The organism is Neorhizobium lilium (genome assembly GCF_004053875.1).
Lineage (GTDB): Bacteria > Pseudomonadota > Alphaproteobacteria > Rhizobiales > Rhizobiaceae > Neorhizobium > Neorhizobium lilii.
Map to the genome: position 1 here is coordinate 131,183 of NZ_SBIP01000002.1, position 25,108 is coordinate 156,290.

The window sequence follows — 25,108 nt, forward strand, 5'->3', positions numbered from 1 at the left end:
GATACGACGATGTTCCCAATGCTCGTTCAACAGGGTTAGGGAAGGATTAAACGGCAGGACCAAGCGCAAGAAAAACTGCGGCAGCAGCCTGCATTTCCTCCAGACGCTTGGCGCGGCGATGCTCCGCTTCGGCATCCGTGCCCCAATGCTCGTTCGTCCAGTCCTCGTCCAGGTGCGCGAGTTTCCAGGCCTCGTCGGCAGTCAGGCGACCTTCCGCAAACGCAAGCGCAAGCAAGGCCGATCCCGTCAACGTCGTGATCGTGTGAAGAGCCGCGAGTGCTATTGCGCTGTCGTGCCGGCGGAGCCGTGATGCAACGGCGGCGACGGCCTCCCGGGGCTGGTCATGCGGCATCACGCCCTCGATGAGGATGAAGCTCGCACCAAGATCCTGTGCCGCCCAGTCCAGAATCGGATCCCAATGATCCCGCTGCCGGGCCACCAGATTGTCCGGTCTCTCGGCACGGTAGCAGAGCATGTCGCTGGCCGAGAAACGCAGAAGATCTTCGAACACGGGTTGCGGATCCGCGGCAACGCCGTCGATAGCCGTGTTCAACAGCCGGGTCACGGGCATGCTGCGGGGATCGATGACATCCACCTGGTTTGCCCACTCGTCCCGTAAAAGTTCTGCCAGCCGCGCTGTCGGCGCCGAAAGCTCGTTCTTGGCGGGCGTCTTGACCGGCCTGCCGTCGAGCAGCACAGAAAAGCCGCCTTCGCCGCCTGCAACAGAGACCTCCTTGTAGAACCGCTTGGGCAGCGGCTTCTGCATCTGGATCTGCGCCCGGCGGCTCGGGTCGGGGTGGCTCATTGCCTCGGAGGGGTCTGGAAAGATGTCGCGCATGAAAAACCTCAGGCGAGATGATTAAGGATCTCGCTCGGATGATGGACGATCGCATCGGCGACGGCATGTTCAAGCTCACCGGTCGAGGCATAGCCCCAGGAAACACCGATTGCCTTGGTGCCGGCCGCCTTCGCCATCTGCATATCGTAGATGGCATCGCCGATGACAAGAGTATCGGAAGCCGCAATACCGGTTTCGTCGCAGCACTCCGTCACCATGGCCGGGTGTGGCTTTGATGGGCAGTCGTCGGCTGTGCGGGAAACGACGAAATAACGGCCGAATGAATGGGTCTCGAAGATGGTGTTGAGACCACGGCGGGATTTGCCCGTCACGGCCCCGATCAGCAGATCTTCACGCAGACCGATCGCATCGAGGAGATCGGCAATGCCTGGGAACAGAGGATCGTGGTAATCCAGTTCGGTACGAACCGTCGAAAACAGCGACTTGTAGTAAGCCATCATCTCCATCGCTTCATCGTCCGCATGCGGCTTTCCCTGCATCCGGGCGATCGCGATGTCGAGCGTCAACCCGATGATCGCCTTGGTATCGGCGAAACCCGGTTCGGGCTTGCCGAAATGCAGAAAGGTTCGGCGCATGGTTTCGTGGATCAGCTCGCCGCTGTCGACCAGCGTGCCGTCGCAGTCAAACAGGACAAGTTTCATCAATCGTCGTCCCTGGCGCCGTTTTCCATGGAGAAACCGAGTAGGTTCCAGCTCTGCACCATATGGGGCGGAAGCGGCGCCGTGACCTTCAGCCTGCCGCCGTTCGGGTGCGGGATATCGATGTGGCGGGCATGCAGATGCAGCTTCTTCTGTATGCCTCCGGGGAACGGCCAGTTATGGTCATCGTCGTAATATTTCGGATCGCCGATGATCGGATGACCGATATGCAGGGCGTGGACGCGCAACTGATGGGTGCGGCCCGTATAAGGCTCCATCTCCAGCCAAGCGAGGGTCTGCGCCGCCGTCTCCAACAACCTGTAATAGGACACCGCATGATCGGCACCGTCCTCTCCGTGCTTGGCGATGCGCATACGGTCGCCGTCCGGCGTCTGCTCCTTCACCAGCCAGGTGGAAATCTTGTCCTCGTGCTTGCGCGGGGTTCCCTTGACCAGCGCCCAGTAGGTCTTCTTGGTGTCGCGCTCGCGGAAGGCCGCCGTCAGCTTCTGCGCGGCGCCGCGAGTGCGGGCGATGACGAGTACGCCGGATGTGTCGCGGTCCAGGCGGTGAACCAGCCTCGGCTTTTCGCCTTTGGGGCTCACCCAGCTGTCGAGCATCTGGTCGATATGGCGGGTAACGCCCGATCCGCCCTGCACGGCGAGGCCGGCCGGCTTGTTGAGCACGATGACCTTCTCGTCTTCGTGCAGCACCATGCGCTGCAGGAGTTCGTAGTCGCTCGAATGCTTGAGTTCCTTGCCGGCGATCGGCCCGCTCTTCTTGGCATCGACGTCGAGCGGCGGAATACGCACGGTCTGGCCGGGCTGAACGCGAGCGTCGGATTTCACCCGGCCACCGTCGACACGAACCTGGCCTGACCGCAGCAGTTTCTGCAGCGGCCCGAAGCCAAGCCCCGGATAGTGGATCTTGAACCAGCGGTCGAGGCGCATTCCCGCCTCGTCTGCCTCAACGAGAATATGCTCGATACCTGCCATCGACGTTCTTTCTTATTGTTCTTCAGGTCAGCCTTGCCTTTAGAACATCGCGCGCCCAAGCGCCAGTCCGGCGACGATGGCGATGAAGGACAGTCCGAGGCTGCCGAGAACATAGGCGGCGGTCGCAGCACCGGCGCCGCGTTCCAGCAGAACCATCGTATCCAGCGAAAACGATGAGAAGGTGGTGAAGCCGCCGAGGATGCCGGCTACCAGCAAGACCCGCAACTCCGTGGACGCGTTGAACTTGCGGGCAATCATCTCGGTCAGCAAGCCGATCGCGAAGGAGCCGACGACGTTGACGGCAAGTGTGCCCCAGGGGAAAGCCGGACCGAACCAGCGCAGGGTCAGCACTCCCGCCAGATAGCGCAGCACGGAACCAAAGGCGCCGCCGATGGCGACCAGAAGAATGTTGAACATCGGTAGTATCCGGGCACGAAACATCGGGATGGGTAAATTGCGGCCAAATCCTTTAAGCGGAGCCGAACCGCCCTAGTCTTATAATTACTCGAACGACGAGGAGCGAACTCCAATGGTGCAGATACTGGCAGTCACTGCAGACACGGCCGCCTTGAACATCGGGTCCCTTCGCATCCCGCGCCGGCTTTCGGTGAAGGATCGCGTCGCCGACGTCAAGGCCGATGCCGACCGCAATGCTCTGTGTGCCGAGGATGCCGCCGATACCGAGGCTGTCGAGATGATGACCCCGGCACCACCGGTGGCGCTGGATTTCTTCGATGCCGGACACCAACCCCGGCAGCATGCAACGGTCCAGGAGGCCGAAGCAGCCTATCGCTCTTTGGAAGATTGGGACACGCCCGAAACCTGAAGGTCGATTGGTCCTAATTCGTTATCACGCCGTGTGGGGGTCCGATTCGGCACCAGCGCCGGAACACCCCACCAGCTGAGTGCGCTTCAAGGCCGGCCGCCGATAAGGGAGATGCCCATGACCGATCCGACCAATGGAATATTCGATTTCCAGCAGATGAACGTCATCCGCGATGCCCATCGGGACTGGTGCGCCGAGCAGTCCATCGACGTGGACAGCCCTGTCGGACGGGATGCGGCAACCCTCATGTTCGAGGCCTACAAGGCGGGCAAGACGACGCAGGCGGAACTGATCGAAGCCTGCGAGGCCTATGCCGAGCAGCGGCGGGCCAATGTCCGCCTGGGCTCCCCCTCGATCGACAGCCGCTCCTGATCGGGCGGCTCATGCCGCCTCACGTGCCCGGCGATCGTCCGGGGCATGGTCCTGCGACAAAAATCGTGTTCAACGCGACACTGGGGGCTTGCCAAACCGTGTGCCTCGCCGATAATGGCGTCATACCCGATGGGAGAAGCCGCTTCGATGCGGTGCCGAAGGAGCAACCGCCCCGGAAACTCTCAGGCAAAAGGACCAACGGGTAACCTGCAGGACTCTGGAGAGAAGCCGTGTTCGCACGGCTCGCCGAAGGGATAACAATCTCAGGCGCATGGACAGAGGGGGCTCGAACACCGGCACTTTGCTGTGCCTGAATCTGAGCCGGCGGAATCCGCCAAACCTGGAGGCGTCCCTTTTGGATGACCAAACCAACGATCAGTCCGTTCTGAAGCAAACTCCACTGCACGATCTGCATCTGTCGCTCGGCGCCAGGATGGTGCCCTTTGCAGGCTATGACATGCCGGTGCAATACCCGGCGGGCGTCATGAAGGAGCACCTCCACACCCGTGCGGCCGCAGGCCTGTTCGATGTGTCCCATATGGGCCAGGTGCTGGTGAAGGCGAAATCCGGGTCCTATGCCGATGCAGCCCTGGCGCTCGAAAAGCTGGTCCCGGTCGATATTCTCGGCCTCAAGGAAGGCCGTCAGCGCTACGGCTTCTTCACCTCGGATAACGGCGGCATTCTCGACGACCTGATGATTACCAATCGCGGCGATCATCTGCTCGTGGTGGTGAACGCCTCCTGCAAGGAGGCGGATGTCGCTCACATGACGGCAAACCTTGCGGATTGCGAGGTAACGCTTCTGGAGGACCGCGCCCTGCTGGCGCTGCAGGGGCCGCAGGCGCAGGCCGTGCTGGCGGAACTATGGGCAGGCGTGTCGGATATGAAATTCATGGAAGTGCGCGAAGTGCCCCTCCACGACGTTCCCTGCATCATTTCCCGATCCGGCTATTCCGGCGAGGACGGGTTTGAGATCTCCGTTCCAGCGGACAAGGCGGAGGACCTTGCGAAATCGTTGCTGGAGCATCCGAACTGTGAGGCGATCGGCCTCGGCGCCCGCGACTCGCTCCGCCTCGAAGCGGGCCTGTGTCTCTACGGCAACGACATCGATACGACCACCTCGCCTATCGAAGCCGCGTTGGAATGGGCGATCCAGAAGGTGCGTCGTCCGGGAGGCGACCGCGCTGGCGGCTATCCCGGTGCGGCCCGAATAGAAGAAGACCTCACAAGCGGGCCTGTCCGTCGCCGGGTCGGCCTGAAGCCGGAAGGCAAGGCGCCGGTGCGTGCCCATGCCGGGATCTTCGCCGAGGAGTCACCGGAGTCACCGGTAGGTGAAGTCACGTCCGGCACGTTCGGTCCCAGCACCGAGGGTCCGGTAGCCATGGGCTATGTTCCCGCGTCGCTGGCCCAGCCCGGCACCCGCGTTTTCGCCGAGGTTCGCGGCAAGTATCTGCCCATGACCGTCACCGCCCTGCCCTTCATCACACCCACCTACAAACGCTAAGAAACCTCCGGAGAGAACCATGCTGAAATTTACCGCTGAACATGAATGGCTGAAGCTCGAAGGCGATGTCGCGACCGTGGGCATCACCCAGCACGCTGCCGACCAGTTGGGCGATCTCGTCTTCGTCGAATTGCCGGATGTGGGTGCCGAACTCACGAAGGACGGCAATGCCGCGACCGTGGAAAGCGTGAAGGCTGCCTCCGACGTCTATTCTCCCCTCGACGGCGAGGTTATCGAGGTCAACCAGGCGATCGTCGATGATCCTTCCCTCGTCAACTCCGATCCGCAAGGCGCCGCCTGGTTCTTCAAGCTCAAGCTTAAGAACATCGCCGATGCGGATGGCCTTTTGGACGAAGCCGCCTACAAGGAGCTGATCGCCTGATGTCCGACCAGACAGATTTCCATTTTACCGACTACAACCCCTACGATTTTGCCAACCGCCGACACATCGGTCCCTCGCCTTCCGAGATGGCAGAGATGCTGAAGGTGATCGGATATTCGTCGCTCGACGCGCTGATCGACGCCACCGTGCCCGCCTCCATCCGCCAGGAGGCTCCGCTAACCTGGGGCGCGGCGCTGACAGAGCGAGAAGCTCTCGACAAGCTGCGCGAGACAGCCAACAAGAACCAGGTCTTGGTCTCGCTGATTGGCCAGGGCTATTACGGCACGGTGACGCCGCCGGTTATCCAGCGCAATATCCTTGAAAACCCCGCCTGGTACACGGCTTACACGCCCTATCAGCCGGAAATCAGCCAGGGCCGCCTCGAAGCGCTTCTGAACTTCCAAACAATGATTTGCGACCTGACCGGGCTCGACGTCGCTAACGCCTCCCTGCTCGACGAGGCGACCGCCGCCGCTGAAGCTATGGCGCTCTGCCAGCGTCAAGCGAAGTCCAAGGCCACCGCCTTCTTCGTTGATCAGGAATGCCACCCGCAGACCATCGCTCTAATCGAAACCCGTGCCGCACCGTTGGGCTGGACCGTCATCATCGGCGATCCCATGACCGATCTGGACCCGGTCGACGTCTTCGGTGCGATCTTCCAGTATCCCGGCACCCACGGTCATGTGCGTGACTTCTCTGGCCTGATCTCCCGCCTGCACCAGACGGGCGCGATTGCCGCCGTTGCCGGTGATCTGCTGGCGTTGACGCTTCTGAAGTCGCCCGGCGAAATGGGCGCAGATATCGCTATCGGCTCCTCACAGCGCTTCGGTGTTCCGGTCGGTTACGGCGGACCTCATGCGGCCTACATGGCCGTCAAGGACGCGCACAAGCGGGCCATGCCGGGGCGCCTCGTCGGCGTCTCCATCGACGCCCGCGGCAACCGCGCCTACCGCTTGTCCCTCCAGACCCGCGAACAGCATATCCGCCGCGAGAAGGCGACGTCGAACATTTGTACCGCTCAGGTGCTGCTCGCCGTCATGGCGTCCATGTACGGCGTATTCCACGGTCCGGAGGGACTGAAGGCGATTGCCCAGGCTGTCCACAAGAAGGCCGTGCTGATGGCCAAGGGCCTGGAAAAGCTCGGCTACACTGTGGAGCCCGACAGCTTCTTCGACACGATCACCGTCGAGGTCGGCCATATGCAGGGTCTCATCCTGCGTGCAGCCGTGGCCGAAGGCGTAAACCTCCGCAAGGTCGGTGAAACCAAGATTGGCATGTCGCTCGACGAACGGACGCGGCCTGTCACGCTCGAAGCTGTCTGGCGCGCTTTCGGCGGTAGTTTCAAAGTCTCCGACTTCGACGTAGAATATCGGCTGCCGAGCGCGCTGCTGCGAAAATCGGACTACATGACCCATCCGATCTTCCACATGAACCGAGCCGAAAGCGAGATGACCCGCTATATCCGCCGTCTGTCGGACCGCGACCTGGCGCTCGATCGCGCCATGATTCCACTCGGCTCCTGCACTATGAAGCTGAACGCAACAGCTGAAATGCTGCCGATCACCTGGCCGGAATTCTCCGACATCCACCCCTTTGTGCCGCAGAACCAGGCGCTCGGCTATAAGGAGATGATCGACGATCTTTCGGCAAAGCTCTGCCAGATTACCGGCTATGACGCATTCTCCATGCAGCCGAATTCGGGTGCACAGGGAGAGTATGCAGGCCTGTTGACCATCCGCAACTACCACATTGCAAATGGAGATGCGCATCGCGACGTCTGCCTGATTCCGACTTCGGCGCACGGAACCAATCCTGCCTCGGCGCAGATGGTCGGCATGAAGGTGGTGGTGATCAAGGTGCGCGAAAACGGCGATATCGATCTAGAAGATTTCCGTTCTAAAGCAATGCAATACGCGGATAACCTCTCGTGCTGCATGATCACCTATCCTTCGACCCACGGCGTCTTCGAGGAGACAGTGAAAGAGATTTGCGCGATCACCCACGAGCACGGCGGCCAGGTTTATCTCGACGGCGCCAACATGAACGCCATGGTTGGCCTGTCCCGCCCCGGTGATATCGGCTCGGATGTCAGCCACCTCAACCTGCACAAGACATTCTGCATTCCCCACGGCGGCGGCGGCCCTGGGATGGGCCCGATCGGCGTCAAGGCGCATCTGGCGCCCTACCTTCCGGGGCATCCCGAGAAGGACGGGCGCGAGGGCGCTGTATCGGCAGCTCCGTTCGGTTCGCCGTCGATCCTGCCCATCTCCTGGTCCTATTGCCTGATGATGGGTGGCGAAGGCCTGACCCAGGCGACCAAGGTTGCGATCCTCAATGCCAACTACATTGCAGCGCGGCTGAAGGGCGCCTATGACGTGCTCTACAAGTCGGAAGCGGGCCGCGTCGCGCACGAGTGCATCATCGACACCCGTCCGTTGAACGCTTCGGCCGGCGTGTCCGTGGACGACGTCGCCAAGCGCCTGATCGACTGCGGCTTCCATGCGCCGACCATGAGCTGGCCAGTTGCCGGCACGCTGATGATCGAGCCGACGGAATCGGAGACCAAGGCCGAGATCGACCGATTCTGCGATGCCATGCTGGCCATCCGTGATGAAGCCCGCGCCATCGAGGACGGGCGCATGGACAAGGTCAACAACCCGCTGAAGAATGCGCCGCACACAGTGGAAGACCTGGTCGGCGAATGGAACCGCCCCTATAGCCGGGAACAGGCCTGCTTCCCACCGGGCTCGTTCCGGGTCGACAAGTACTGGTCGCCGGTCAACCGCATCGACAATGTCTATGGCGACCGCAACCTCATCTGCACCTGCCCGCCGATAAGCGACTATGCGGAAGCCGCGGAATAGCGACACATAAAAAACGGCGGCGTTAAATGACGCCGCCTTTGTCTTGCATCTATCGGTTCATAGTCGGATTCTGTAAATAAGCCGCTGGCTAACATTTATGCGGAACTATGACACCTTCCGAGCCCTTAATATTAGTAAGCTCTGCACAAGATTGATTACACATATAATTACTTGGCAGCTATTGATAATAGCAGGACACACTTTAGAAGGATAACAGTCAGCGCTAAATCGGCGCGCTGAGAAGGTGCTCATGTTTCAGGAACAAGATAATCTTTCGACAATGCCTCTCGCGCCGGACGACCTCGATCTGCTGAGGACATTTCTCGAAGCTTGGTGTGACGAGCACTCGGTCGATGTCACCGACGAGGCGGCGGCCGATGTGGCATCAGCCTTGATTGCCTGGTATCAATCCGATGCAAGCGACAGGACTTTGCTGAAGCCGGAGCCGAGCAAGCCTCTTCCCGCCTCGCCGCGCATCCAGTTGCTCCTGCAGCAATTGAAGCAGACCCGCGGTATTAAGTAAGCCACTCAGCCAGCCAGCTTCTTTGCACCGCTATCCAGATCCACAGCTGCAAAGGCTATATCAATGACCTCTGGGCCAGCGCCCGGGTGCATAGCATCCGACGAGAGGATCTGTCGGAATCGGCGAGCACCGGAATAGCCCTGGAATAGTCCCACCATGTGACGCGTGACGTGATGCAGGCGTCCGCCTGCCGCAATCACCGTCTCGGCATAGGTCATCATTTTGTCGCGCAGGGCCAGCCAATCCACCTGTTCCGAAAGTGAAGCGCCGTCGATCATGGCATCGACCTCCGCCAGCAGGTTCGTGTTCTGATAGGCCGCCCGACCGATCATAACCCCGTCCATGACTTCGAGATGAGCTGCGGCCTGTTCGAGGCTGGTGATGCCGCCGTTGATCCCGATGAACGCATTCGGATGCTGCCGCTTCACGGCGTGCACGAGATCATAGTCTAACGGTGGAACCTCGCGGTTCTCCTTTGGTGACAGCCCCTGCAGCCAGGCCTTGCGAGCATGGATCCAGATTGCGTCCGCGCCAGCGTCAAGCATCCGCGAGACGAAGTCGGGAAGAACTGAGGCCGGTTCTTGGTCATCCACCCCAATCCTGCATTTCACGGTGACCGGGACCGGGGAAACTTGGCGCATCGCCGATACGAGATTTGCAACATGAGCAGGCTCGCGCATCAGGCAGGCGCCGAACGTGCCAGATTGGACCCGATCCGATGGACAGCCGACATTGAGATTGATCTCGTCGTAACCATAGTCGCTCGCAATGCGAATGGCTTCCGAGAGCTTCACCGCGTCCGAGCCGCCGAGTTGCAATGCGACCGGATGCTCCGCCGACGAATATGATAGCAATCGCTCGCGCGGACCGTGGATGATCGCATCCGCCACCACCATTTCGGTATAGAGTAGCGCCTGCGACGACAGCTGCCGGTGCAGAAAGCGACAGTGCCGGTCGGTCCAATCGATCATGGGCGCGACGGCGAACACCTTACGGTGGCCGCCCGGAGTACGAGTGGCCTTCTCAGCCGCTTCCATCGGGATCAATAGCGTTCCTTGTGACATGGCGCCGCTTCTCATCTTTTTGCGCCTGTTTCAAGGCCTCCCGGAGTGCATCGAGCGGATTTTACCATGAAATAGGTGTTTCCGGCGCTGTTCGTGCGCCTGCAGAAAGCACTTGGTTTAGGCCGGCTTTTACGAGACAAAGACGCATCACGTGCCTCGAACAGGATGCCCCCCATGCTTGCCACAGTCATTCCCGCCCCCGCTTCAATTCTGATCGATGTGGAGGGTTCGGTTGAGCAATTCCCGGTTCGCCGGGTCTATTGCGTCGGCCGCAATTATGCCGACCATGCCATCGAGATGGGACACGACCCTTCCCGCGAGCCTCCTTTCTTCTTTCAGAAGAATGCCGACAATCTCTTCAATGGCGACAGCTTCCCCTACCCTCCGCAATCGTCGAACGTACATTTCGAGGTGGAATTGGTCATGGCCCTGAGTGGCGGTGGCACCGACATCCCGTTCGATGAAGCTCTGTCGAAGGTCTACGGCTATGGCGTGGGAATAGATTTTACCCGCCGTGACGTGCAGGACGTCGCCAAGAAGGCGAGCCGTCCTTGGGAAGCCGCCAAGGCTTTCGAGAAGTCGGCTCCCGTTTCTGCCCTGCTGCCGGCGGCACAGCTAGGACATCCGCAGGAAGGTGCCATCTGGCTAGAGGTCAATGGCGAGCGCAAGCAGTCGGGAGACCTCAACCAGATGATCTGGAAACTGCCGGAAATCATCTCCGAGCTTTCGAAGTTCTTCGAACTTGCCGCAGGCGACGTGATCATGACAGGCACACCGGCTGGCGTTGGCGCGATCGTCAGGGGCGACAGGATCGAATGCGGCATCGACCGGGTCGGCAAACTGTCGCTAGACGTCGTCTGAGATTGACGGGAGAAGAGCCCATGCCGCTTTATGTACTGGGGGAGTTTCACCCGAAACTTCCGGACCCTAACCGCTACTGGCTAGCACCGAATGCAACTGTGATCGGCCAAGTGGAACTGGGCGAAGATGTCGGGATATGGTTCGGCGCGGTATTGAGGGGCGACAACGAGCCGATCGTGATCGGCAACGGCACCAATATCCAGGAAGGCGTGATGATCCATACGGATCCAGCTTACCCTGTCATCATTGGCCAGAATTGCACTATCGGCCACCACGCGATCGTCCACGGCTGCAGCATCGGCGACAATAGCCTGATCGGCATGGGCGCCACGATCCTGAACGGGGCGAGGATCGGCAGAAACTGCCTTGTCGGCGCCAATGCGCTTGTCACGGAAGGTCGGGAGTTTCCAGACAACTCGCTCATCGTGGGGTCGCCTGCAAAAGCGATACGAACGCTGGATGAAGACGCGGTCGCGAGGCTGAAGGACTCCGCTCTACGCTATGTGGAGAACTGGAAGCGTTTCGCGCGCGACTTGCGCCAGCTCTAATTGCCTGTCTTTATGCCGCGCAGTCCTGACATAAGCCGCGGATCTCGATGGACGTCTTCGCGGGCTTGAAACCCTTGGCCTTTGCCCAGTCGCCCAATCGGTGTTCGACCGTGTCGTCGTGAAACTCCGAAACATTGCCACAGCTGTCGCAGATGGCGAAGGCAACCGAGCCATGGCCATGTCCGCCGCCACAGCAATCGCTTTCGCGATGGGCGCAGGCCACAAACGCGTTCAGGCTTTCCAGCCGATGGATCATCCCAAACTCGGTCAGCTTGTCGAGCGCGCGATAGACCTGTAAGGGCGCCCGAAACCCATGGTCGCGCAGCCTGTCCAGGATCGTATATGCGCTGACCGGCGCCTCGGCGTGGGTCAGCACGTCGAAGACCAGTGATTGGTTCTTGGTCAGGGCGGGTGTGACGAAAGGTGCGTTCATCCTCGCACTCCTTTGTTGGCGGCGCGTGCTGCCGCAGGCTTCCCGAAGCCGGGCAGCAGGCTCAGCACGAAAAGTAGGAGCGCTGCGACCACGATGGAAGGGCCGGACGGCGTATCATAGTGCAAAGAGCCGAAAAGTCCGCCGATGACGGCAATGGCTCCAAGCAGGGAGGCGAAAACCGCCATCCATTCCGGGCTTGCGGAGAACCGCCGCGCCGTAGCCGCCGGAATGATCAGCAGGGCGGTGATCAGCATGATGCCGACGATCTTCATGGCGATCGCGATCACAAGCGCCATCAGCAGCATGAAGAAGAGACGCGTGCGCGCCGGCTTCAGGCCTTCGGCCTCGGCCACTTCCTCGCTGACGGTGGAGGCGATCAGCGGCTGCCACATCAGCGCGACGCCGGCCAACACCAGCGCGCCACCGCCCCAGATGAGGCCGAGATCGGCAGGCGTCACCGCCAGGATATCGCCGAACAGGAAGGAAATCAGGTCGATCCTGACCCAGCTCATGAAGGCGACGAGCACGAGCCCGATTGCCAGCGCGGAATGGGACAGGATGCCGAGCAGCGCATCGGCCGACAGTGACTGCCGCCGTTGCAGCGCCAGCAGCAGCAGCGAAACGAGAACGGCGACGCCGAAGACGGAAACGAGAAGGTTGATCTGGAAGAAGAGCGACAGCGCCACGCCAAGCAGCGCCGAATGCGCCATAGTGTCGCCGAAATAGGCCATGCGCCGCCATACGACGAAGCAGCCGAGAGGGCCGGCGGTTAGCGCCACGCCGACGCCCGCAAGAATCGCACGGGTGAAGAAGTCGTCAAGCATGGCTCCTTGCTCCTTCTGCCGACTGTTCCTGCGCATTTTCATGATGTTCGTGACCGGTATGGCCGTGATCATGATCTTCATCATGATGGCCGTCATCCGGATGGCAATGATCGGTGATCGACCCATCGCTGTGCTTCACCCGCCCGTCCGGCAGATGCGTGTGGTCGTGGTTGTGGCTGTAGACGGCCAAAGAGCGCCCGCTTCCGCCGAACAGCTTCATATAGTCGGAACTCTGGCTGACCGTTTCCGGCGTGCCGCGGCAGCAGACATGGCCGTTGAGGCAGATCACCGTGTCCGTGCCCGCCATGACCATATGCAGATCGTGGGAAATCATCAGGATCCCGCAGCCGGTGGTCTGGCGAATTGTCCGGATCAGTTCGTACAGAGCGGCCTCACCGGCGAAGTCCACGCCTTGCACCGGTTCATCGAGGACCAGAAGGTCCGGCTTGCGAGCGATCGCCCGAGCCAGCAGCGCGCGCTGGAATTCGCCGCCCGACAAGTGGCGCACCTCCGCATCGACTAGATGCGGTATGCCCGTAGCGTCGAGAGCCGCCATCAGATCCTGATCCTTGAGCGGGCTCGTCAACCGCATCAGCCTCCGGACGGAAAGCGGCATAGTCCAGTCGATGGAAAGCTTCTGCGGCACATAGCCGATCCGCAATCCCTGCATCCTGGACACAGAACCTTCGTCGGCTCGCAAGACCCCGATCGCAAGCTGAGCCGTCGTGGACTTGCCTGCCCCATTCGGGCCGATAAGCGTCACGACCTCGTCGCGCCGGATAGAGAGATCTATCCCTCGCACAAGCCAGCGTCCATCGCGCAGGATGCCGGCATTATTCAAGGATACCAGCTGCTCGTCGGCCCGCTGATCGGTCTGTTTCATTGCATGCAGCATTTTTTCAAACACCCTGTTGTCAGCCGTCATGGCACACGTTATAGCATAACGCAATTGATGTAATAACATTACATCTCTACAAAAGGAAGATGCCCATGAAACTAGCGCCTGTTCTCCTCCTCGCTTCAGCCTCTCTTCTTGCCGGCACGGCGGCCCGCGCGGCCGCCCCGAATGTCGTGGTCTCGATCAAGCCCATTCATTCCCTTGTCGCGGCAATCATGCAGGGCGTGGGAGAGCCGAAGCTCATCGTGGAAGGTGCCGCCTCGCCCCATACGTTCAATATGAAGCCTTCCAATGCCGCAGCATTGCAAAACGCAGACCTTATCTTCTGGATCGGCCACGGCATGGAAGCGTTTTTGGAGAAGCCACTCGAGGCTGTGCCGTCCAAGGCAGCAGTGGTGACGCTGGAGGACGCGCCGGGTCTTCACAAGCTCAAGTTTCGCGAGGGCGGCGTCTTTGAGCCGGAAGCCGATGATGATGACGGCCATGACCACGACGGCGGCGACAGCGACCAGGCCGTCCACGATGATGGCGACCATGATCTGCAGGGTTATGATACCCATCTCTGGCTAGACCCGATGAATGCGAAGGCCTTTGCCCAGGAAATTGAGCGCCGCCTCGTCCAGGCCGATCCCGCCGATGCACCGCGCTACCAGCAGAACGCTGCAGAACTCATCAGAAAACTTGACGCGCTGGACACGGAGCTAAAACTCACGCTCGAGCCGGTCCGCCACAAGCCGTTCATCGTCTTCCACGACGCCTACCAATATTTCGAGCACCGCTATCATGTCAGCGTCGCCGGCTCGATCACGGTCAGCCCGGAGACCATGCCGGGCGCGGAGCGGATTTCGGAAATCCACAAGAAAGTGACCGATCTCGGGGCAACCTGCGTCTTCGCTGAACCCCAGTTTGAGCCAAAGCTCCTGAACGTGGTGACGGAGGGAACCAAGGCGCGCTCCGGGGTTCTGGACCCGGAATCCGGAGCGCTCGATCCCAGCCCTGACCTTTACTTCAAGCTGATGCGGGGCCTCGCCAAATCACTGAAGGACTGCTTGTCCAGGGACGCCTGATCGACCCCGACAGGGCCGTCGTCGTAAGGGCCTGCGGATGTTCATCCGCAGGCCCTCATCATATTACTTGCTGCGGGCAGGACCTTCGCGCTCTGCCGAGGCGGCCCAGATGTTGATATCGGCCTCCTTGGCGTGGCTGTCGATTTCCGCCAGTTCCTCGGGCGTGAACTCCGGATTGTCGAGCGCCTTGACGCAATCCTCCACCTGTTCTGGGCGGCTGGCACCGATCAGCGCCGTCGTAACTCGACCACCGCGCAGAACCCAGGCCAGCGCCATCTGCGCAAGCGTCTGTCCGCGGCGCTCCGCAAGCGCGTTCAACGCCCGCAGATTTTCGACGTTCTTGTCGTTGAGGAAGGCCGGGCGCAGCGACTTGCCCTGCGCGGCGCGGCTGTCGTCCGGAATGCCGGACAGATATTTCGAGGTCAGCATTCCCTGCGCCAACGGCGAGAAGACGATCGAACCAATGCCGAGATCTTCCAGCGTGTCGAGAAGTCCGTCCTCTTCGACCCAGCGATTGAGCATGGAATAGCTCGGCTGGTGGATCAGGACGGGCGTACCCATTTCCTTCAGAATTGCCACAGCCTCTTGCGTCCGCTTTGAATTGTAGGACGAAATCCCGACATAGAGTGCCCTGCCCGACTGCACTATATGATCGAGCGCGCCACAGGTTTCCTCGAGCGGCGTATCCGGGTCGAAGCGGTGCGAATAGAAGATATCGACATAGTCGAGGCCCATGCGCTTCAGGCTTTGGTCGCAGGATGCGATCAGGTATTTGCGACTTCCCCATTCGCCATAGGGGCCAGGCCACATATTGTAGCCCGCCTTGGACGAGATGATCAGCTCGTCGCGGTAACCCCTGAAATCCTCGCGCAGAATCTGCCCGAAGGCCGTTTCGGCGCTGCCGGGCTTCGGACCGTAATTATTGGCAAGGTCGAAATGGGTGATGCCGAGGTCGAAGGCCTTGCGGCAGATGGCGACCTTGCGCTCGTGCGGCGTGTCGTCCCCGAAATTATGCCATAGCCCGAGTGAAATGGCCGGGAGCTTAAGGCCAGAATGGCCGCAGCGATTGTACTTCATGGTCTCGTAGCGGTTGGACGCCGGTTGCCATGTCATGATCGATTCCTCCGATGATATCGCGGCGCACGAATGGCGCCAGCGTCCAAGTCATAGCCGATCAGCGCAGAAGTGCCAGCGCCTCTTCAATTCCAAGCGCGGCAGGTTGCGTGCAGGTTGTGGTCATTTCAACAAAGCGGCCCTCCGCACCCGATTTCAGGATGGACTCCATGACATCCAACGCATGCAGCGTCCGCTCCAGAGAGCAGCGGGCGTCGCGGCCCTCGATCAGCGCCATGGCCATGTCGGCGAGACCTGCCGTCCGGTAATTGGCACGCGGTCCCTGCGGATGCTCCTGGTTCGCGACGCCAAAAGGGTGATCCCAAGATTCCAGCGGTTGGATATCCTTGTTGCGGCCACTCGCCTCCACCGTCCCGCCGAAGAAATTCGGATCGGGCACGAAAATCGATCCATCCGTGCCATAGAGTTCCATGTTCGCATGCCGGTGCGACCAGACATCCCAGCTTGCGGACAGGGTGATCGTCGCCCCGTTTGCAAATTCCAGCAGCGCGTGGATGTTGGTGGGCGTCTCGACCGGGATCGTCTGACCATTCAACGGCTCGCTGGTGATCGTCCGGGTTGGGCTGGCCATGGAGGTGAGCGCCGCAACGCGCTTGATCGGGCCGAGGAAATTGATGAGATTGGCGATGTAATAAGGCCCGAGATCGAGGATGGGCCCTCCTCCCTCAACGAAGAAAAATCCTGGGTTCGGATGCCACATCTCCATGCCGGGGCTCATGACGTGGCAGGTGCCGGATGTGATGCGACCGACACCACCCTCATCGATATATTTGCGCGCCAGCTGATGGGAGCCGCCGAGGAAAGTGTCGGGAGCGCAGCCGACTTTGAGCCCTTTCTCTAGTGCCAAGGCCTGCAACGCCTTGCCCTCGCTGAGCGTGATCGCCAGAGGTTTTTCGGAGTAGACGTGCTTGCCGGCTTCGAGAATAGCCTTCGACACCGCGGAATGCGCCGCCGGAATGGTGAGATTGACGACCACATCGATTTCGTCATTGGCGAGAAGTTCGCTGATCGACTGGGCGCGTATCCCGTATTCATCCGCGCGCCGCGCCGCCGCCTCGTCGTTCAAGTCGGCGCAGGCGACAAGGCGCAGGCTTTTGAAGAGCGGCGCCAGCGTGAGATAGGTGGTGGAGATGTTGCCGCATCCGATGATGCCGACGCCAAGGTCCTTGGACATGCGATTAGACTCCGAAAAAGGGATCAATAAGTCTGGAAGGATGCAATCGAGCGCGTAAGAAGGCGGTCGAGATCCTTCGGGTTATCGTGCTCGAGCACAAAATGCCTAGCCGGCGTGCGTCGCAGTGCCGTCATCAGGTCCTTCCACGCCACGGTGCCGTGGCCGAGATCCGTCCAGCCATCCTCGTCCAGGTTTTCGCCGGCGGTAGCTATGTCCTTCACATGCACCGCCGTGATGCGCTTGCCGTAGCTCTCGATCCAGGACATGGGGTCGCCCCCGCCCCGGATGACCCAGGCGACATCCATCTCCCAGGCAAGATCCGAGCCGCCCGCCAAAATCTGTTCCTGCGGCGTCGAGCCGTCCGGCAGCGGCTTGAATTCGAAGTCGTGATTGTGCCAGCCAAAGGTGTAGCCGGCATCCTGATACCGCTTTGCAACCTCCGCCAGACGCTGGCCGAAGGCAAACCAGCCCTGCGCGTCACCGGGCCTGAGGTCCGCAGCAAGATGCGGGCAGTAGATGCCCTCGATCCCAAGCGTCTTGGCGATCAGCAGGGCCTGTTCAGGCTCCCGCTCTAGTAGATCGAGACCGAAATGCCCTGTCGGCATGGTCAAGCCATTCGAGTCGAGCTCTGAACGCAGCGCCTTCAATGATGCCTCATCGAGGGTCGCATAGATGCCGCCATAGCCCTCCACTTCCCTATAGCCCGCCTGGGCGACCTTCTTCAGGACATCGGAAAGCGGCGGAAAATTCCGGGCGCAGTAAAGCTGGAAACCGAGTTCAGTCATCATCATCCTCCTGGAAATCAGTTGTGGCGCAGACGCGCCGGGAGCCAAGGCGTCAAAGCCGCGTCTCCGTTTCTGCATCGAAGACGGAAGCCATGGTCATGTCGAAGCCGAGTTTGACCTTGCTTCCAACCTTGTAGCGACGCTCGCCACCGATGCGGACCGACATGGTCTGCCCCGCATATTTAAGCCAGAGCAGATTATCGGCTCCCATCGGCTCCTCGATATCGACGATCGCCTCGTGAACTTCACCACCGACGACATCGCGATCCACTTTGATATGCTCGGGCCGCACGCCAAGCACGACCTTGGCGCCAACCGTCAGCGGTTCGGACGCATTGTATCCGTCGAGCGAGAAGCTGACGCCGCCCGTCTGGAAGACGATGCGGCCGCCTTCCTCAACCAGATCCCCGCGCAGGAAATTCATCGACGGCGACCCTATAAAGCCGGCTACGAACAGGTTATTGGGCCGATTGTAGATGGTGACGGGGTCATCCAGCTGCTGGATGACCCCGCTCTTCATGATGGCGATCCGATCGGCCAGGGTCAGCGCCTCGATCTGGTCGTGGGTGACGTAGATCATCGTGTTCTTCAACTGCTGGTGCAGCCGTTTGATTTCCACGCGCAGTTCGGAGCGCAGTTTCGCATCGAGATTGGAGAGCGGCTCGTCGAACAGAAAAACATCGACATCGCGCACCAAGGCCCGGCCGATCGCGACCCGTTGCCGCTGGCCGCCTGACAGTGCTGCCGGCTTTCGCTGCAGGAGCGGTTCTATCTGCAGGATCGCCGCAGCACGAGCGACACGCTTGGCAATGTCCTCCTTTGGCATGCCGGCAACGCGAAGCCCGAAGGACAGGTTCTTCTCCACCGTCATCTGCGGGTAAAGCGCGTAGGACTGGAACACCATGCCTATCCCTCGATCCTTGGGTTCTTCCCAGGTCACGTTGCGACCGTTGATGAAGATCTGCCCGTCTGTCGGCTCCAGAAGGCCGGCAATGCAGTTCAGCAGCGTTGATTTTCCGCAGCCGGAAGAGCCGAGCAGAACCAGGAACTCGCCGTCATGGATATCGAGATTGAGATTGCCCAGAACCGTCAGCGAACCGAAGGACAGCGTCAGGTCGCGCACCGATACGCTGTATTTGCTGTCAGTGCTTGCGGGAGAAAAGGTCGAAAGGTCTGTCATCAGGGTCATCCCTTCACTGCGCCGGCGGCAATGCCGCGAACGAACAGGCGGCCGGATACGAAATAGACGATCAGCGGGACGGCGCCGGTCAACAATGTCGCTGCCATGTTGACGTTGTATTCCTTCACGCCCTGCACGGAATTGACGATGTTGTTGAGCTGCACCGTCATCGGATAGGTGTCCGGCCGCGTGAACACGACCCCGAACAGAAAATCGTTCCAGATGCCGGTGACCTGCAGGATCATCGCGACGACGAAGATCGGCAAGGCCATGGGCAGCATGATGCGGCTGTAGATCTGCCAGAAGCCGGCACCATCGATGCGGGCCGCTTTGAACAGTTCTTCCGGTAGCGATGCAAAATAGTTGCGGAACAGGAGCGTCAGGATCGGCATGCCGAAGATCGTGTGGACGACGATAAGACCTGTGAGGGTGCCGTATATGCCCATGTTCCTGAGCACGATGACGATCGGGTAGATCATCACCTGATAGGGGATGAAGGCGCCGATGATCAGGATAGAGAAGAAGAGTTCCGATCCCTTGAAGCGCCAGTTGGCGAGCGCATAACCACTGACGGATGCCACCGCGATCGACACCACGACGGAGGGAATGAGGATCCGCACCGAATTCCAGAACCCCCGCGAAAGACCGTCACAGTTGAGGCCGGTGCAGGCCTCGGCCCAGGCCTTCACCCAAGGCTCGAAGGTGATTTCCATCGGCGGCGCGAAGATGTTGCCGAGGCGGATCTCCGGCATGCCCTTCAGCGAAGTCACGACCATTACATAGAGCGGCAGGAGGTAATAGAGTGCCGCAACCCCGAGGATGCCGTAGAGCATGATGTTGCGGCGCGACAGCATGCGCTTCGGCCGGCGGCCGCGCGGTCCGTCCGACAAACTGGTCTTGATGGGGGCCGCACCTGCGACGGCGGTGTTGGGAGAGGAGACGTTAGACACGCTTTCGCCCTCCGAATTCCAGATAAGCCCAGGGAACGATGATGATCGCGACCGTCAGCAGCATCATGGTCGATGCCGCAAAACCCTGCCCCAGGTTCTGGGCCTGGAACATGTAATCATAGACGTATTTCGCCGGCACTTCGGATGCGTTGCCCGGGCCGCCGCTGGTCTGCGCCACGACGAGGTCGTAGAGCTTGACGATGCCGCTGCCGATGATGACCAGCGTGGTGATGAAGACGGGCCGCATCATCGGGATGACGATGAACAGATAGGTCCGCCACATCGGAATGCCGTCAACCCGGGCGGCCTTCCAGATATCCTCGTCGATGCCGCGAAGACCGGCCAGCATCAGGCACATCACGAGCCCTGTCCCTTGCCACAGCCCTGCAATCAGGATTCCGTAGATGACGAGGTCGGCATCGTAGAGAGGATTGAAGACGAAGCCCTCCCAGCCGAACCCGCGCACGATATGCTGGACCCCGTATTCCGGATTGAGCAGCCATTGCCAGACCAGCCCGGTGACGATGAAGGACAGTGCGAATGGATAGAGGAAGATCGTGCGGAATACGTTTTCGAAGCGGATCTTCTGGTCCATCAGAGCAGCCAGAACGAACCCTATGACCATGCTGAAGATCAGCGACAGGACGCCGTAGATCGCAAGGTTCTGGATCGATATGATCCAGCGCGACGACGCCCAAAGCCGCTCATACTGGTCGAGACCGACAAAACTCAGCCGTGGCAGAAGCCGCGAATTGGTAAAAGAATAAACGACGGTCCAGACTGAGCCGCCGAGGAAGATCACCAGCGCGACAAAGATCATCGGGATGGAGGCGATCTTCGAATTGAGGTTTCGAAAGAGCTGATTGGGCCGGGCAGATGGAATGTTAGGTCGGGCAGATGGAATGGATTTCGCCATGTGTCTTCCTCGATCGGCTTGCGGCATAGTCGGCCACAGTTTTCCGGGCCGGCCCATGGTAAAACGGGCCGGTCAAGGTCAGAGATGGAAGCGGTGTCAGTCCGCCGACGCGATGATCTCGGCGAAGCGCTCTTGCGCCTGTTCCGGCGTAATAGAGGCCTTGGCAAAGAATTCGGACATCAGGTCCTCCTTCTGCTTCATACTGTCGGCGGAAAGCATCTGATCGACGCTGGTAGCGGTTCCACCCTTGGCGATGATTTCGATGCCCTTCTTCATGCAGTCGTTGGCGGCGCTCATGTCGATATCGCTACGGATCGGCACCGAACCCTTTTTCAGGTTAAACGCGACCTGCACCTTCGGATCGACGATCGTTTCCGCAAGTGCCTCCTGAGCCTTCGATTTCGCCTCGTCCTTGATCAGCGGGAAATAGATCGCATCGCCACCGGTCGTCAGCACTTCGTTCAGGCCAAGGCCCGGAAGGCAGCTATAATCCTTGCCGGCAGTCTGGCCGGCCTGCTGGAACTCGCCCTGTGCCCAATCGCCCATGATCTGACCGCCAGCCTTGCCGGTGATGACGAGATTGGTCGCCTGGTTCCAATCCTGCACATTATTACCCTTGGCAAGCTCACGGGCCTGCACGGCAGCCGCAAAGATCTTGGCCATTTCCGGCCCGGCAGCTGCCTCTTCGTCCTTGTCCTTGTAGACCTTTTCGAACAGCTCCTTACCGCCGATCGAAATGAGGAGCACATCGAAAAGGTTGTTTGCCTGGAAAGCCTGTCCACCAAGCGCCAGCGGCTGGATCCCGGCTTCCCTGAGCTTGGGGCCGGCGGCAACAAACTCGTTCCAATCCTTTGGAACCGGTACGCCCGCTTTCTGGAAAGCGGCATTGGACAGCCATAGCCACTGCCAGGAATGGATGTTGATCGGAGCGCAATAGATCTTGCCCTCATAGGTACAAGACGCCAGCAGGCTCGCCGGCTTGATCACGTCTTTCCACTTACCCTTCTCGGCAACGGCGGTGAGGTCTCGCATCAGACCGGACTGAACCAGTTCTTCGGCCTGACGACCATGGTTGAACTGCGTGGCACCCATCGGGTCGCCGCCGGTAATACGGCTGATCATGATCGGACGGGCAGTGCTGCCGGAACCGGCAATGGCTCCGTCGACCCACTTATTGCCGGTCGCGTTGAATGCTTTGGCCAGTTCCTTGACGGCTGCAGCTTCGCCGCCGGAGGTCCACCAATGCGTGACTTCGAGATCCGTGGCCTGTGCTGCCGCATAGGGCATGGCAACTGTAGCGGCCAAAATGGCAGCGACTGCGCGGATGTTCATTGAGTCTCCTCCCTCACTGAAACGTTGCAGTAAAATGCTATGGCAATTTTTCAACCGAAGCAACCCACAGGTGAACGAAAATCATATTCCTTAGATAAACACAACCTTTAGATGTTTATGTTGAAGTCCGTCTTGTATTCAAAACACTATTTTGTCGCGTGAAACGTCATATATTTAGCGGATCTCCTTCGCAGATGCGGAAAAAACGTGTTGCATCTGCGTTTTGCAACCTGAAGAAGTCCCTCAACGCCGGAGCCAACAGAAACCTACTATATCGTTTCAGTTTTTCCCGTATGATAGATCTTTGCCGCGCCTTCTGAGGGCGCCTGCAGGACGGAACTTCACAGTGGACGAGATCAACCCTACCCAACCATCGACATTCCCGCCGGAGCGCCCGACGCTCAAGACGATCGCCTATATGACGGGGCTCGGGATCACGACCGTATCTCGCGCGCTTAAAGATGCGCCCGATATCGGTGCCGACACCAAAGAGCGTGTCCGGCTCGTCGCCCGTCAACTTGGCTATCAACCCAACCGGGCGGGCGTGAGATTGAGGACGGGCAAGACGAATGTTATCGCCCTCGTTCTTGGTATAGACGAGGAACTGATGGGGTTCACCAGCCGGATCGTGCATGGCATTTCGGAGGCGCTGACAGGCACCCAATATCACCTCGTGGTGACGCCCCATGCCTTTCAGAAGGACCCGATGGGGCCTGTGCGCTATATCCTCGACACGGGATCGGCCGATGGCGTAATAATTTCCAGAATTGCACCGGAGGATCCGCGTGTCCGGTTATTGACGGACCGCGGCCTGCCCTTCGCGACCCATGGGCGCACGCATATGGGGATCGTCCATCCCTTCCACGATTTCGACAACGAAGCCTATACCTATGAAGCAGTCCAGAAGCTCGTCGCGAGGGGTCGGCGGCGTCTAGCCATCCTTGCTCCTTCGCCAAGTCTTTCCTACTATACGCATAGCCGCATCGGCTTCGAAAATGCCCTCGCGGAATCGGACGCCATCGAAGTCTCCATGGGACAGCTTACGGCTGAAACGCCGCTTGGAGAAATCAGAGAGCGAATGATGGCGATGATGGGCTCCAAGGATGCCCCTGACGGCATCATTTCCATCAACGGATCATCCACCATTGCCTTAGTGGCTGGTGTGGAGGGCGCCGGCAAGCGGCTGGGAGTGGATGTCGACATGGTGTCGAAACAGTCAGCTGACTTCCTCAATTGGATCCGCCCCGAGATATATACGGTGAACGAGGACGTGCGCCTGGCAGGACGAGAATTGGGGAAAGCAGTGATGGCGCGCATTTCCGGCACCGATCCGGAACTGTTGCAGAGCATCAGCCAGCCATCCTGGTCGCCCATGTCGCCGCAGAACTGAAATGAAGAAATGAGGAGCGGAATTGGAACCGCTCCCCTTTCGCGTTCGTCAGGGCCGAATTTGTCAGGCCACTTCTAATCAGGAAAGGGTGGCGAGACCGCTTCCCCATGGGCCGTGATGCTTGTCGACTCCATCGAGACGGTCGAAGCCATGCGCACCGAAAAAGTCCCGTTGGGCCTGGATGAGATTGGCTGTTCCTCGCCCGCGGCGATAAGCGTCGAAATAGGAAAGCGCCGAGGCGAGTGCTGGCACAGGAAGACCGCCCAGCGCAGCATAGGAGACCACACGCCGCAACGCGCCATCCGTCTCTTTCACCATCGTCGAGAAGGCTGGCGTCACGATCAGGTTGGCGGCGTCCGGATCCTTGGTGAAGGCCGAGGTGATCTCGTCAAGAAACCCAGAGCGGATAATGCAGCCCGCGCGCCAGATCTTCGCGATTGTCGGCATGGGAAGGTTCCAGCCAAACTCTTTCGAAGCGGCCGCCATGACGGCGAAGCCCTGCGCATAGGCGCCGATTTTAGCAGCCAGCAGCGCGTTTTCGAGATCGGCCAGGAAAGCCATGCCATCCTGCGGAGCACGCTGCCCCTGCGGCAGTCCGAGGATCTTCTCTGCCGCCAGTCGCTCAACCCTTTGGGATGACAGAACGCGTCCCGAAACGGCCGCTTCGATTGCGGTTGCGGCGACGCCCATGTTCTGCGCCTCGATCACCGACCATTTGCCAGTACCCTTCTGGCCGGCCGAATCGACGATCACGTCCACCATGGGCTTGCCAGAAATCGGATCCGTCGCCTTGAGCACTTTTTCGGAAATCTCGATCAGGTAGGAGTTCAAACGGCCCGTATTCCAGCGCCCAAAAACATCGCCGATCTGCGAGGCGCTCATACCCATGCCATCGCGCAGAATGCCGTAGATTTCGGCAATCATCTGCATGTCGGCATATTCGATGCCGTTATGGATTGTCTTGACGAAGTGACCGGCGCCGTTTTCGCCAAGCCAGGCGACGCAAGGGTCTCCATTGTACTTGGCCGAGATCGAGGTCAGCACTTTTTCGACCCGCTTCCAGCTGTCTTCCGTGCCGCCGACCATGATCGACGGGCCGTGGCGCGCGCCCTCTTCCCCGCCGGACACGCCCATGCCGATAAAGGTGAGGCCGCTGTCCTTAAGGTGATCAAACCGCCGCATCGTGTCGCGGAAATTGGCATTGCCAGCGTCGATCATGATATCGCCGTCAGATAGATAGGGCTTGAGCAGTTCCATCTGCTGGTCCACCGGGTCGCCGGCCTTGATCATGATGATGATCGGGCGGGGTGGGCGAATAGCGGCCACGAAGTCTTCCATCGTCTCGCACGGGATGATCTGGCCTTGCAGATCGCCGGCATCCGCGTAGAATTTGCGAGTGACCTCCACTGTCCGGTTGAAAACTGCGATCCTGTTGCCTTTTTCGGCAATGTTGAGTGCCAGATTGGCGCCCATCACGCCAAGTCCGATGAGCCCGATTTCTGCCTGTTCCACGGATCTGCCTCCAGTTGGGAATATTGTGGATGTTGTTGCATCCAAATGTTTCACGGGCAAGGCAATCGGACGTCGAAACA

The 25,108-nt window shown here is 59.9% G+C and carries 26 protein-coding genes and 1 riboswitch; of the genes, 10 read left to right on the plus strand and 16 right to left on the minus strand.

The window, feature by feature from the left end:
* Positions 1-46: 46 nt before the first annotated feature.
* From EPK99_RS06870 to crcB, 4 genes are read right to left on the minus strand one after another with little or no spacing between them, the layout of a single operon-like run.
* Entirely contained in the window at positions 47-838 is a 792-nt protein-coding gene (locus EPK99_RS06870) for an ATP12 family chaperone protein (RefSeq protein ID WP_128442315.1), read from the minus strand.
* Between the two features lie 8 nt (positions 839-846).
* Complete coding sequence (locus EPK99_RS06875; protein WP_128442316.1) at positions 847-1,500, minus strand: HAD-IA family hydrolase; 654 nt, start codon at positions 1,498-1,500, stop codon at positions 847-849.
* A complete protein-coding gene (locus tag EPK99_RS06880) occupies positions 1,500-2,489 on the minus strand; it encodes an RluA family pseudouridine synthase (RefSeq protein WP_128442317.1) in 990 nt (329 codons plus the stop codon). Before EPK99_RS06880 ends, EPK99_RS06875 begins: the two co-directional genes overlap by 1 nt.
* Positions 2,490-2,528: 39 nt before the next feature.
* Positions 2,529-2,906, minus strand: a complete 378-nt coding sequence (crcB, locus tag EPK99_RS06885) for a fluoride efflux transporter CrcB (protein ID WP_128442318.1) — start codon at positions 2,904-2,906, stop codon at positions 2,529-2,531.
* Positions 2,907-3,018: 112 nt separating this feature from the next.
* Here crcB and EPK99_RS06890 point away from each other — a divergent pair, with 112 nt between their 5' ends.
* The 6 genes from EPK99_RS06890 (at position 3,019) to EPK99_RS06915 (ending at position 8,960) form a co-directional block, all read left to right on the plus strand.
* The gene (locus EPK99_RS06890; protein ID WP_128442319.1) at positions 3,019-3,315 is read left to right on the plus strand and encodes a hypothetical protein; all 297 of its coding nucleotides are present in this window, start codon (positions 3,019-3,021) and stop codon (positions 3,313-3,315) included.
* Positions 3,316-3,432: 117 nt separating this feature from the next.
* Complete coding sequence (locus EPK99_RS06895) at positions 3,433-3,687, plus strand: hypothetical protein (RefSeq protein ID WP_128442320.1); 255 nt, start codon at positions 3,433-3,435, stop codon at positions 3,685-3,687.
* Positions 3,688-3,807: 120 nt separating this feature from the next.
* Positions 3,808-3,895, plus strand: a riboswitch (glycine riboswitch).
* Between the two features lie 147 nt (positions 3,896-4,042).
* Positions 4,043-5,191 carry a glycine cleavage system aminomethyltransferase GcvT gene (gene gcvT, locus EPK99_RS06900; protein ID WP_245455774.1) on the plus strand — a complete coding sequence of 383 codons (1,149 nt, stop codon included), beginning with the start codon at positions 4,043-4,045 and terminating at the stop codon, positions 5,189-5,191.
* A 19-nt stretch (positions 5,192-5,210) separates the two neighbouring features.
* Positions 5,211-5,573 (plus strand): glycine cleavage system protein GcvH, encoded by a 363-nt coding sequence (gene gcvH, locus EPK99_RS06905; protein ID WP_128442322.1) that lies wholly within the window; start codon positions 5,211-5,213, stop codon positions 5,571-5,573.
* Positions 5,573-8,437, plus strand: coding sequence for an aminomethyl-transferring glycine dehydrogenase (gcvP, locus tag EPK99_RS06910; RefSeq protein WP_128442323.1), 2,865 nt, complete (start codon positions 5,573-5,575; stop codon positions 8,435-8,437). The genes gcvH and gcvP overlap by 1 nt, the downstream gene beginning before the upstream one ends.
* 250 nt (positions 8,438-8,687) lie before the next feature.
* Positions 8,688-8,960, plus strand: a complete 273-nt coding sequence (locus EPK99_RS06915; protein WP_128442324.1) for a hypothetical protein — start codon at positions 8,688-8,690, stop codon at positions 8,958-8,960.
* 5 nt (positions 8,961-8,965) lie between these two features.
* Here EPK99_RS06915 and dusA read toward each other — a convergent pair whose 3' ends face one another.
* Positions 8,966-9,997 (minus strand): tRNA dihydrouridine(20/20a) synthase DusA, encoded by a 1,032-nt coding sequence (gene dusA / locus EPK99_RS06920; protein ID WP_128443347.1) that lies wholly within the window; start codon positions 9,995-9,997, stop codon positions 8,966-8,968.
* Between the two features lie 201 nt (positions 9,998-10,198).
* On the opposite strand from dusA, the gene EPK99_RS06925 reads away from it, so the two are divergent.
* Positions 10,199-10,885 carry a fumarylacetoacetate hydrolase family protein gene (locus tag EPK99_RS06925; RefSeq protein WP_128442325.1) on the plus strand — a complete coding sequence of 229 codons (687 nt, stop codon included), beginning with the start codon at positions 10,199-10,201 and terminating at the stop codon, positions 10,883-10,885.
* A 20-nt stretch (positions 10,886-10,905) separates the two neighbouring features.
* Positions 10,906-11,433, plus strand: a complete 528-nt coding sequence (locus EPK99_RS06930; RefSeq protein ID WP_128442326.1) for a gamma carbonic anhydrase family protein — start codon at positions 10,906-10,908, stop codon at positions 11,431-11,433.
* Positions 11,434-11,443: 10 nt separating this feature from the next.
* Here the strand turns inward: EPK99_RS06930 and EPK99_RS06935 are convergent, their stop codons facing one another.
* From EPK99_RS06935 to EPK99_RS06945, 3 genes are read right to left on the minus strand one after another with little or no spacing between them, the layout of a single operon-like run.
* A complete protein-coding gene (locus EPK99_RS06935; protein WP_128442327.1) occupies positions 11,444-11,866 on the minus strand; it encodes a Fur family transcriptional regulator in 423 nt (140 codons plus the stop codon).
* Positions 11,863-12,690 (minus strand): metal ABC transporter permease, encoded by an 828-nt coding sequence (locus EPK99_RS06940; protein ID WP_128442328.1) that lies wholly within the window; start codon positions 12,688-12,690, stop codon positions 11,863-11,865. The genes EPK99_RS06935 and EPK99_RS06940 overlap by 4 nt, the downstream gene beginning before the upstream one ends.
* Positions 12,683-13,573, minus strand: a complete 891-nt coding sequence (locus EPK99_RS06945; RefSeq protein WP_425374179.1) for an ATP-binding cassette domain-containing protein — start codon at positions 13,571-13,573, stop codon at positions 12,683-12,685. The genes EPK99_RS06940 and EPK99_RS06945 overlap by 8 nt, the downstream gene beginning before the upstream one ends.
* 107 nt (positions 13,574-13,680) lie before the next feature.
* Between EPK99_RS06945 and EPK99_RS06950 the strand changes: the two genes are divergently transcribed.
* Positions 13,681-14,655, plus strand: coding sequence for a zinc ABC transporter substrate-binding protein (locus EPK99_RS06950; protein WP_128442330.1), 975 nt, complete (start codon positions 13,681-13,683; stop codon positions 14,653-14,655).
* A 63-nt stretch (positions 14,656-14,718) separates the two neighbouring features.
* Here EPK99_RS06950 and mgrA read toward each other — a convergent pair whose 3' ends face one another.
* The 7 genes from mgrA to EPK99_RS06985 all read right to left on the minus strand — a co-directional run bounded on the left by mgrA (position 14,719) and on the right by EPK99_RS06985 (position 22,126).
* Entirely contained in the window at positions 14,719-15,768 is a 1,050-nt protein-coding gene (mgrA, locus tag EPK99_RS06955) for an L-glyceraldehyde 3-phosphate reductase (RefSeq protein ID WP_128442331.1), read from the minus strand.
* A gap of 61 nt (positions 15,769-15,829) precedes the next feature.
* Positions 15,830-16,963 carry a Gfo/Idh/MocA family protein gene (locus EPK99_RS06960; RefSeq protein WP_128442332.1) on the minus strand — a complete coding sequence of 378 codons (1,134 nt, stop codon included), beginning with the start codon at positions 16,961-16,963 and terminating at the stop codon, positions 15,830-15,832.
* Positions 16,964-16,986: 23 nt separating this feature from the next.
* On the minus strand, positions 16,987-17,748 hold the full coding sequence (locus EPK99_RS06965; RefSeq protein WP_128442333.1) for a sugar phosphate isomerase/epimerase family protein: 762 nt from the start codon (positions 17,746-17,748) through the stop codon (positions 16,987-16,989).
* A 52-nt stretch (positions 17,749-17,800) separates the two neighbouring features.
* The gene (locus EPK99_RS06970; protein WP_128442334.1) at positions 17,801-18,928 is read right to left on the minus strand and encodes an ABC transporter ATP-binding protein; all 1,128 of its coding nucleotides are present in this window, start codon (positions 18,926-18,928) and stop codon (positions 17,801-17,803) included.
* Between the two features lie 5 nt (positions 18,929-18,933).
* The gene (locus tag EPK99_RS06975) at positions 18,934-19,878 is read right to left on the minus strand and encodes a carbohydrate ABC transporter permease (protein ID WP_128442335.1); all 945 of its coding nucleotides are present in this window, start codon (positions 19,876-19,878) and stop codon (positions 18,934-18,936) included.
* On the minus strand, positions 19,871-20,794 hold the full coding sequence (locus EPK99_RS06980; RefSeq protein WP_128442336.1) for a carbohydrate ABC transporter permease: 924 nt from the start codon (positions 20,792-20,794) through the stop codon (positions 19,871-19,873). Before EPK99_RS06980 ends, EPK99_RS06975 begins: the two co-directional genes overlap by 8 nt.
* A 96-nt stretch (positions 20,795-20,890) precedes the next feature.
* The gene (locus EPK99_RS06985; RefSeq protein WP_128442337.1) at positions 20,891-22,126 is read right to left on the minus strand and encodes an ABC transporter substrate-binding protein; all 1,236 of its coding nucleotides are present in this window, start codon (positions 22,124-22,126) and stop codon (positions 20,891-20,893) included.
* Between the two features lie 346 nt (positions 22,127-22,472).
* Here EPK99_RS06985 and EPK99_RS06990 point away from each other — a divergent pair, with 346 nt between their 5' ends.
* Positions 22,473-23,516, plus strand: coding sequence for a LacI family transcriptional regulator (locus EPK99_RS06990; RefSeq protein ID WP_245455776.1), 1,044 nt, complete (start codon positions 22,473-22,475; stop codon positions 23,514-23,516).
* Between the two features lie 78 nt (positions 23,517-23,594).
* On the opposite strand, the gene gndA is transcribed toward EPK99_RS06990, so the two are convergent.
* Positions 23,595-25,028: an NADP-dependent phosphogluconate dehydrogenase gene (gene gndA / locus EPK99_RS06995; RefSeq protein WP_128442338.1), complete on the minus strand. Its 1,434-nt coding sequence runs from the start codon at positions 25,026-25,028 to the stop codon at positions 23,595-23,597.
* Positions 25,029-25,108: the final 80 nt, after the last annotated feature.

Bases quoted from the DNA above. Each gene is read 5' to 3' on its own strand.
- EPK99_RS06870 (WP_128442315.1), bottom strand. From the start codon at position 838: ATGCGCGACATCTTTCCAGACCCCTCCGAGGCAATGAGCCACCCCGAC.
- EPK99_RS06875 (WP_128442316.1), bottom strand. From the start codon at position 1,500: ATGAAACTTGTCCTGTTTGACTGCGACGGCACGCTGGTCGACAGCGGC.
- EPK99_RS06880 (WP_128442317.1), bottom strand. From the start codon at position 2,489: ATGGCAGGTATCGAGCATATTCTCGTTGAGGCAGACGAGGCGGGAATG.
- crcB (WP_128442318.1), bottom strand. From the start codon at position 2,906: ATGTTCAACATTCTTCTGGTCGCCATCGGCGGCGCCTTTGGTTCCGTG.
- EPK99_RS06890 (WP_128442319.1), top strand. From the start codon at position 3,019: ATGGTGCAGATACTGGCAGTCACTGCAGACACGGCCGCCTTGAACATC.
- EPK99_RS06895 (WP_128442320.1), top strand. From the start codon at position 3,433: ATGACCGATCCGACCAATGGAATATTCGATTTCCAGCAGATGAACGTC.
- gcvH (WP_128442322.1), top strand. From the start codon at position 5,211: ATGCTGAAATTTACCGCTGAACATGAATGGCTGAAGCTCGAAGGCGAT.
- gcvP (WP_128442323.1), top strand. From the start codon at position 5,573: ATGTCCGACCAGACAGATTTCCATTTTACCGACTACAACCCCTACGAT.
- EPK99_RS06915 (WP_128442324.1), top strand. From the start codon at position 8,688: ATGTTTCAGGAACAAGATAATCTTTCGACAATGCCTCTCGCGCCGGAC.
- dusA (WP_128443347.1), bottom strand. From the start codon at position 9,997: ATGGAAGCGGCTGAGAAGGCCACTCGTACTCCGGGCGGCCACCGTAAG.
- EPK99_RS06925 (WP_128442325.1), top strand. From the start codon at position 10,199: ATGCTTGCCACAGTCATTCCCGCCCCCGCTTCAATTCTGATCGATGTG.
- EPK99_RS06930 (WP_128442326.1), top strand. From the start codon at position 10,906: ATGCCGCTTTATGTACTGGGGGAGTTTCACCCGAAACTTCCGGACCCT.
- EPK99_RS06935 (WP_128442327.1), bottom strand. From the start codon at position 11,866: ATGAACGCACCTTTCGTCACACCCGCCCTGACCAAGAACCAATCACTG.
- EPK99_RS06940 (WP_128442328.1), bottom strand. From the start codon at position 12,690: ATGCTTGACGACTTCTTCACCCGTGCGATTCTTGCGGGCGTCGGCGTG.
- EPK99_RS06945 (WP_425374179.1), bottom strand. From the start codon at position 13,573: ATGAAACAGACCGATCAGCGGGCCGACGAGCAGCTGGTATCCTTGAAT.
- EPK99_RS06950 (WP_128442330.1), top strand. From the start codon at position 13,681: ATGAAACTAGCGCCTGTTCTCCTCCTCGCTTCAGCCTCTCTTCTTGCC.
- mgrA (WP_128442331.1), bottom strand. From the start codon at position 15,768: ATGACATGGCAACCGGCGTCCAACCGCTACGAGACCATGAAGTACAAT.
- EPK99_RS06960 (WP_128442332.1), bottom strand. From the start codon at position 16,963: ATGTCCAAGGACCTTGGCGTCGGCATCATCGGATGCGGCAACATCTCC.
- EPK99_RS06965 (WP_128442333.1), bottom strand. From the start codon at position 17,748: ATGACTGAACTCGGTTTCCAGCTTTACTGCGCCCGGAATTTTCCGCCG.
- EPK99_RS06970 (WP_128442334.1), bottom strand. From the start codon at position 18,928: ATGACAGACCTTTCGACCTTTTCTCCCGCAAGCACTGACAGCAAATAC.
- EPK99_RS06980 (WP_128442336.1), bottom strand. From the start codon at position 20,794: ATGGCGAAATCCATTCCATCTGCCCGACCTAACATTCCATCTGCCCGG.
- EPK99_RS06985 (WP_128442337.1), bottom strand. From the start codon at position 22,126: ATGAACATCCGCGCAGTCGCTGCCATTTTGGCCGCTACAGTTGCCATG.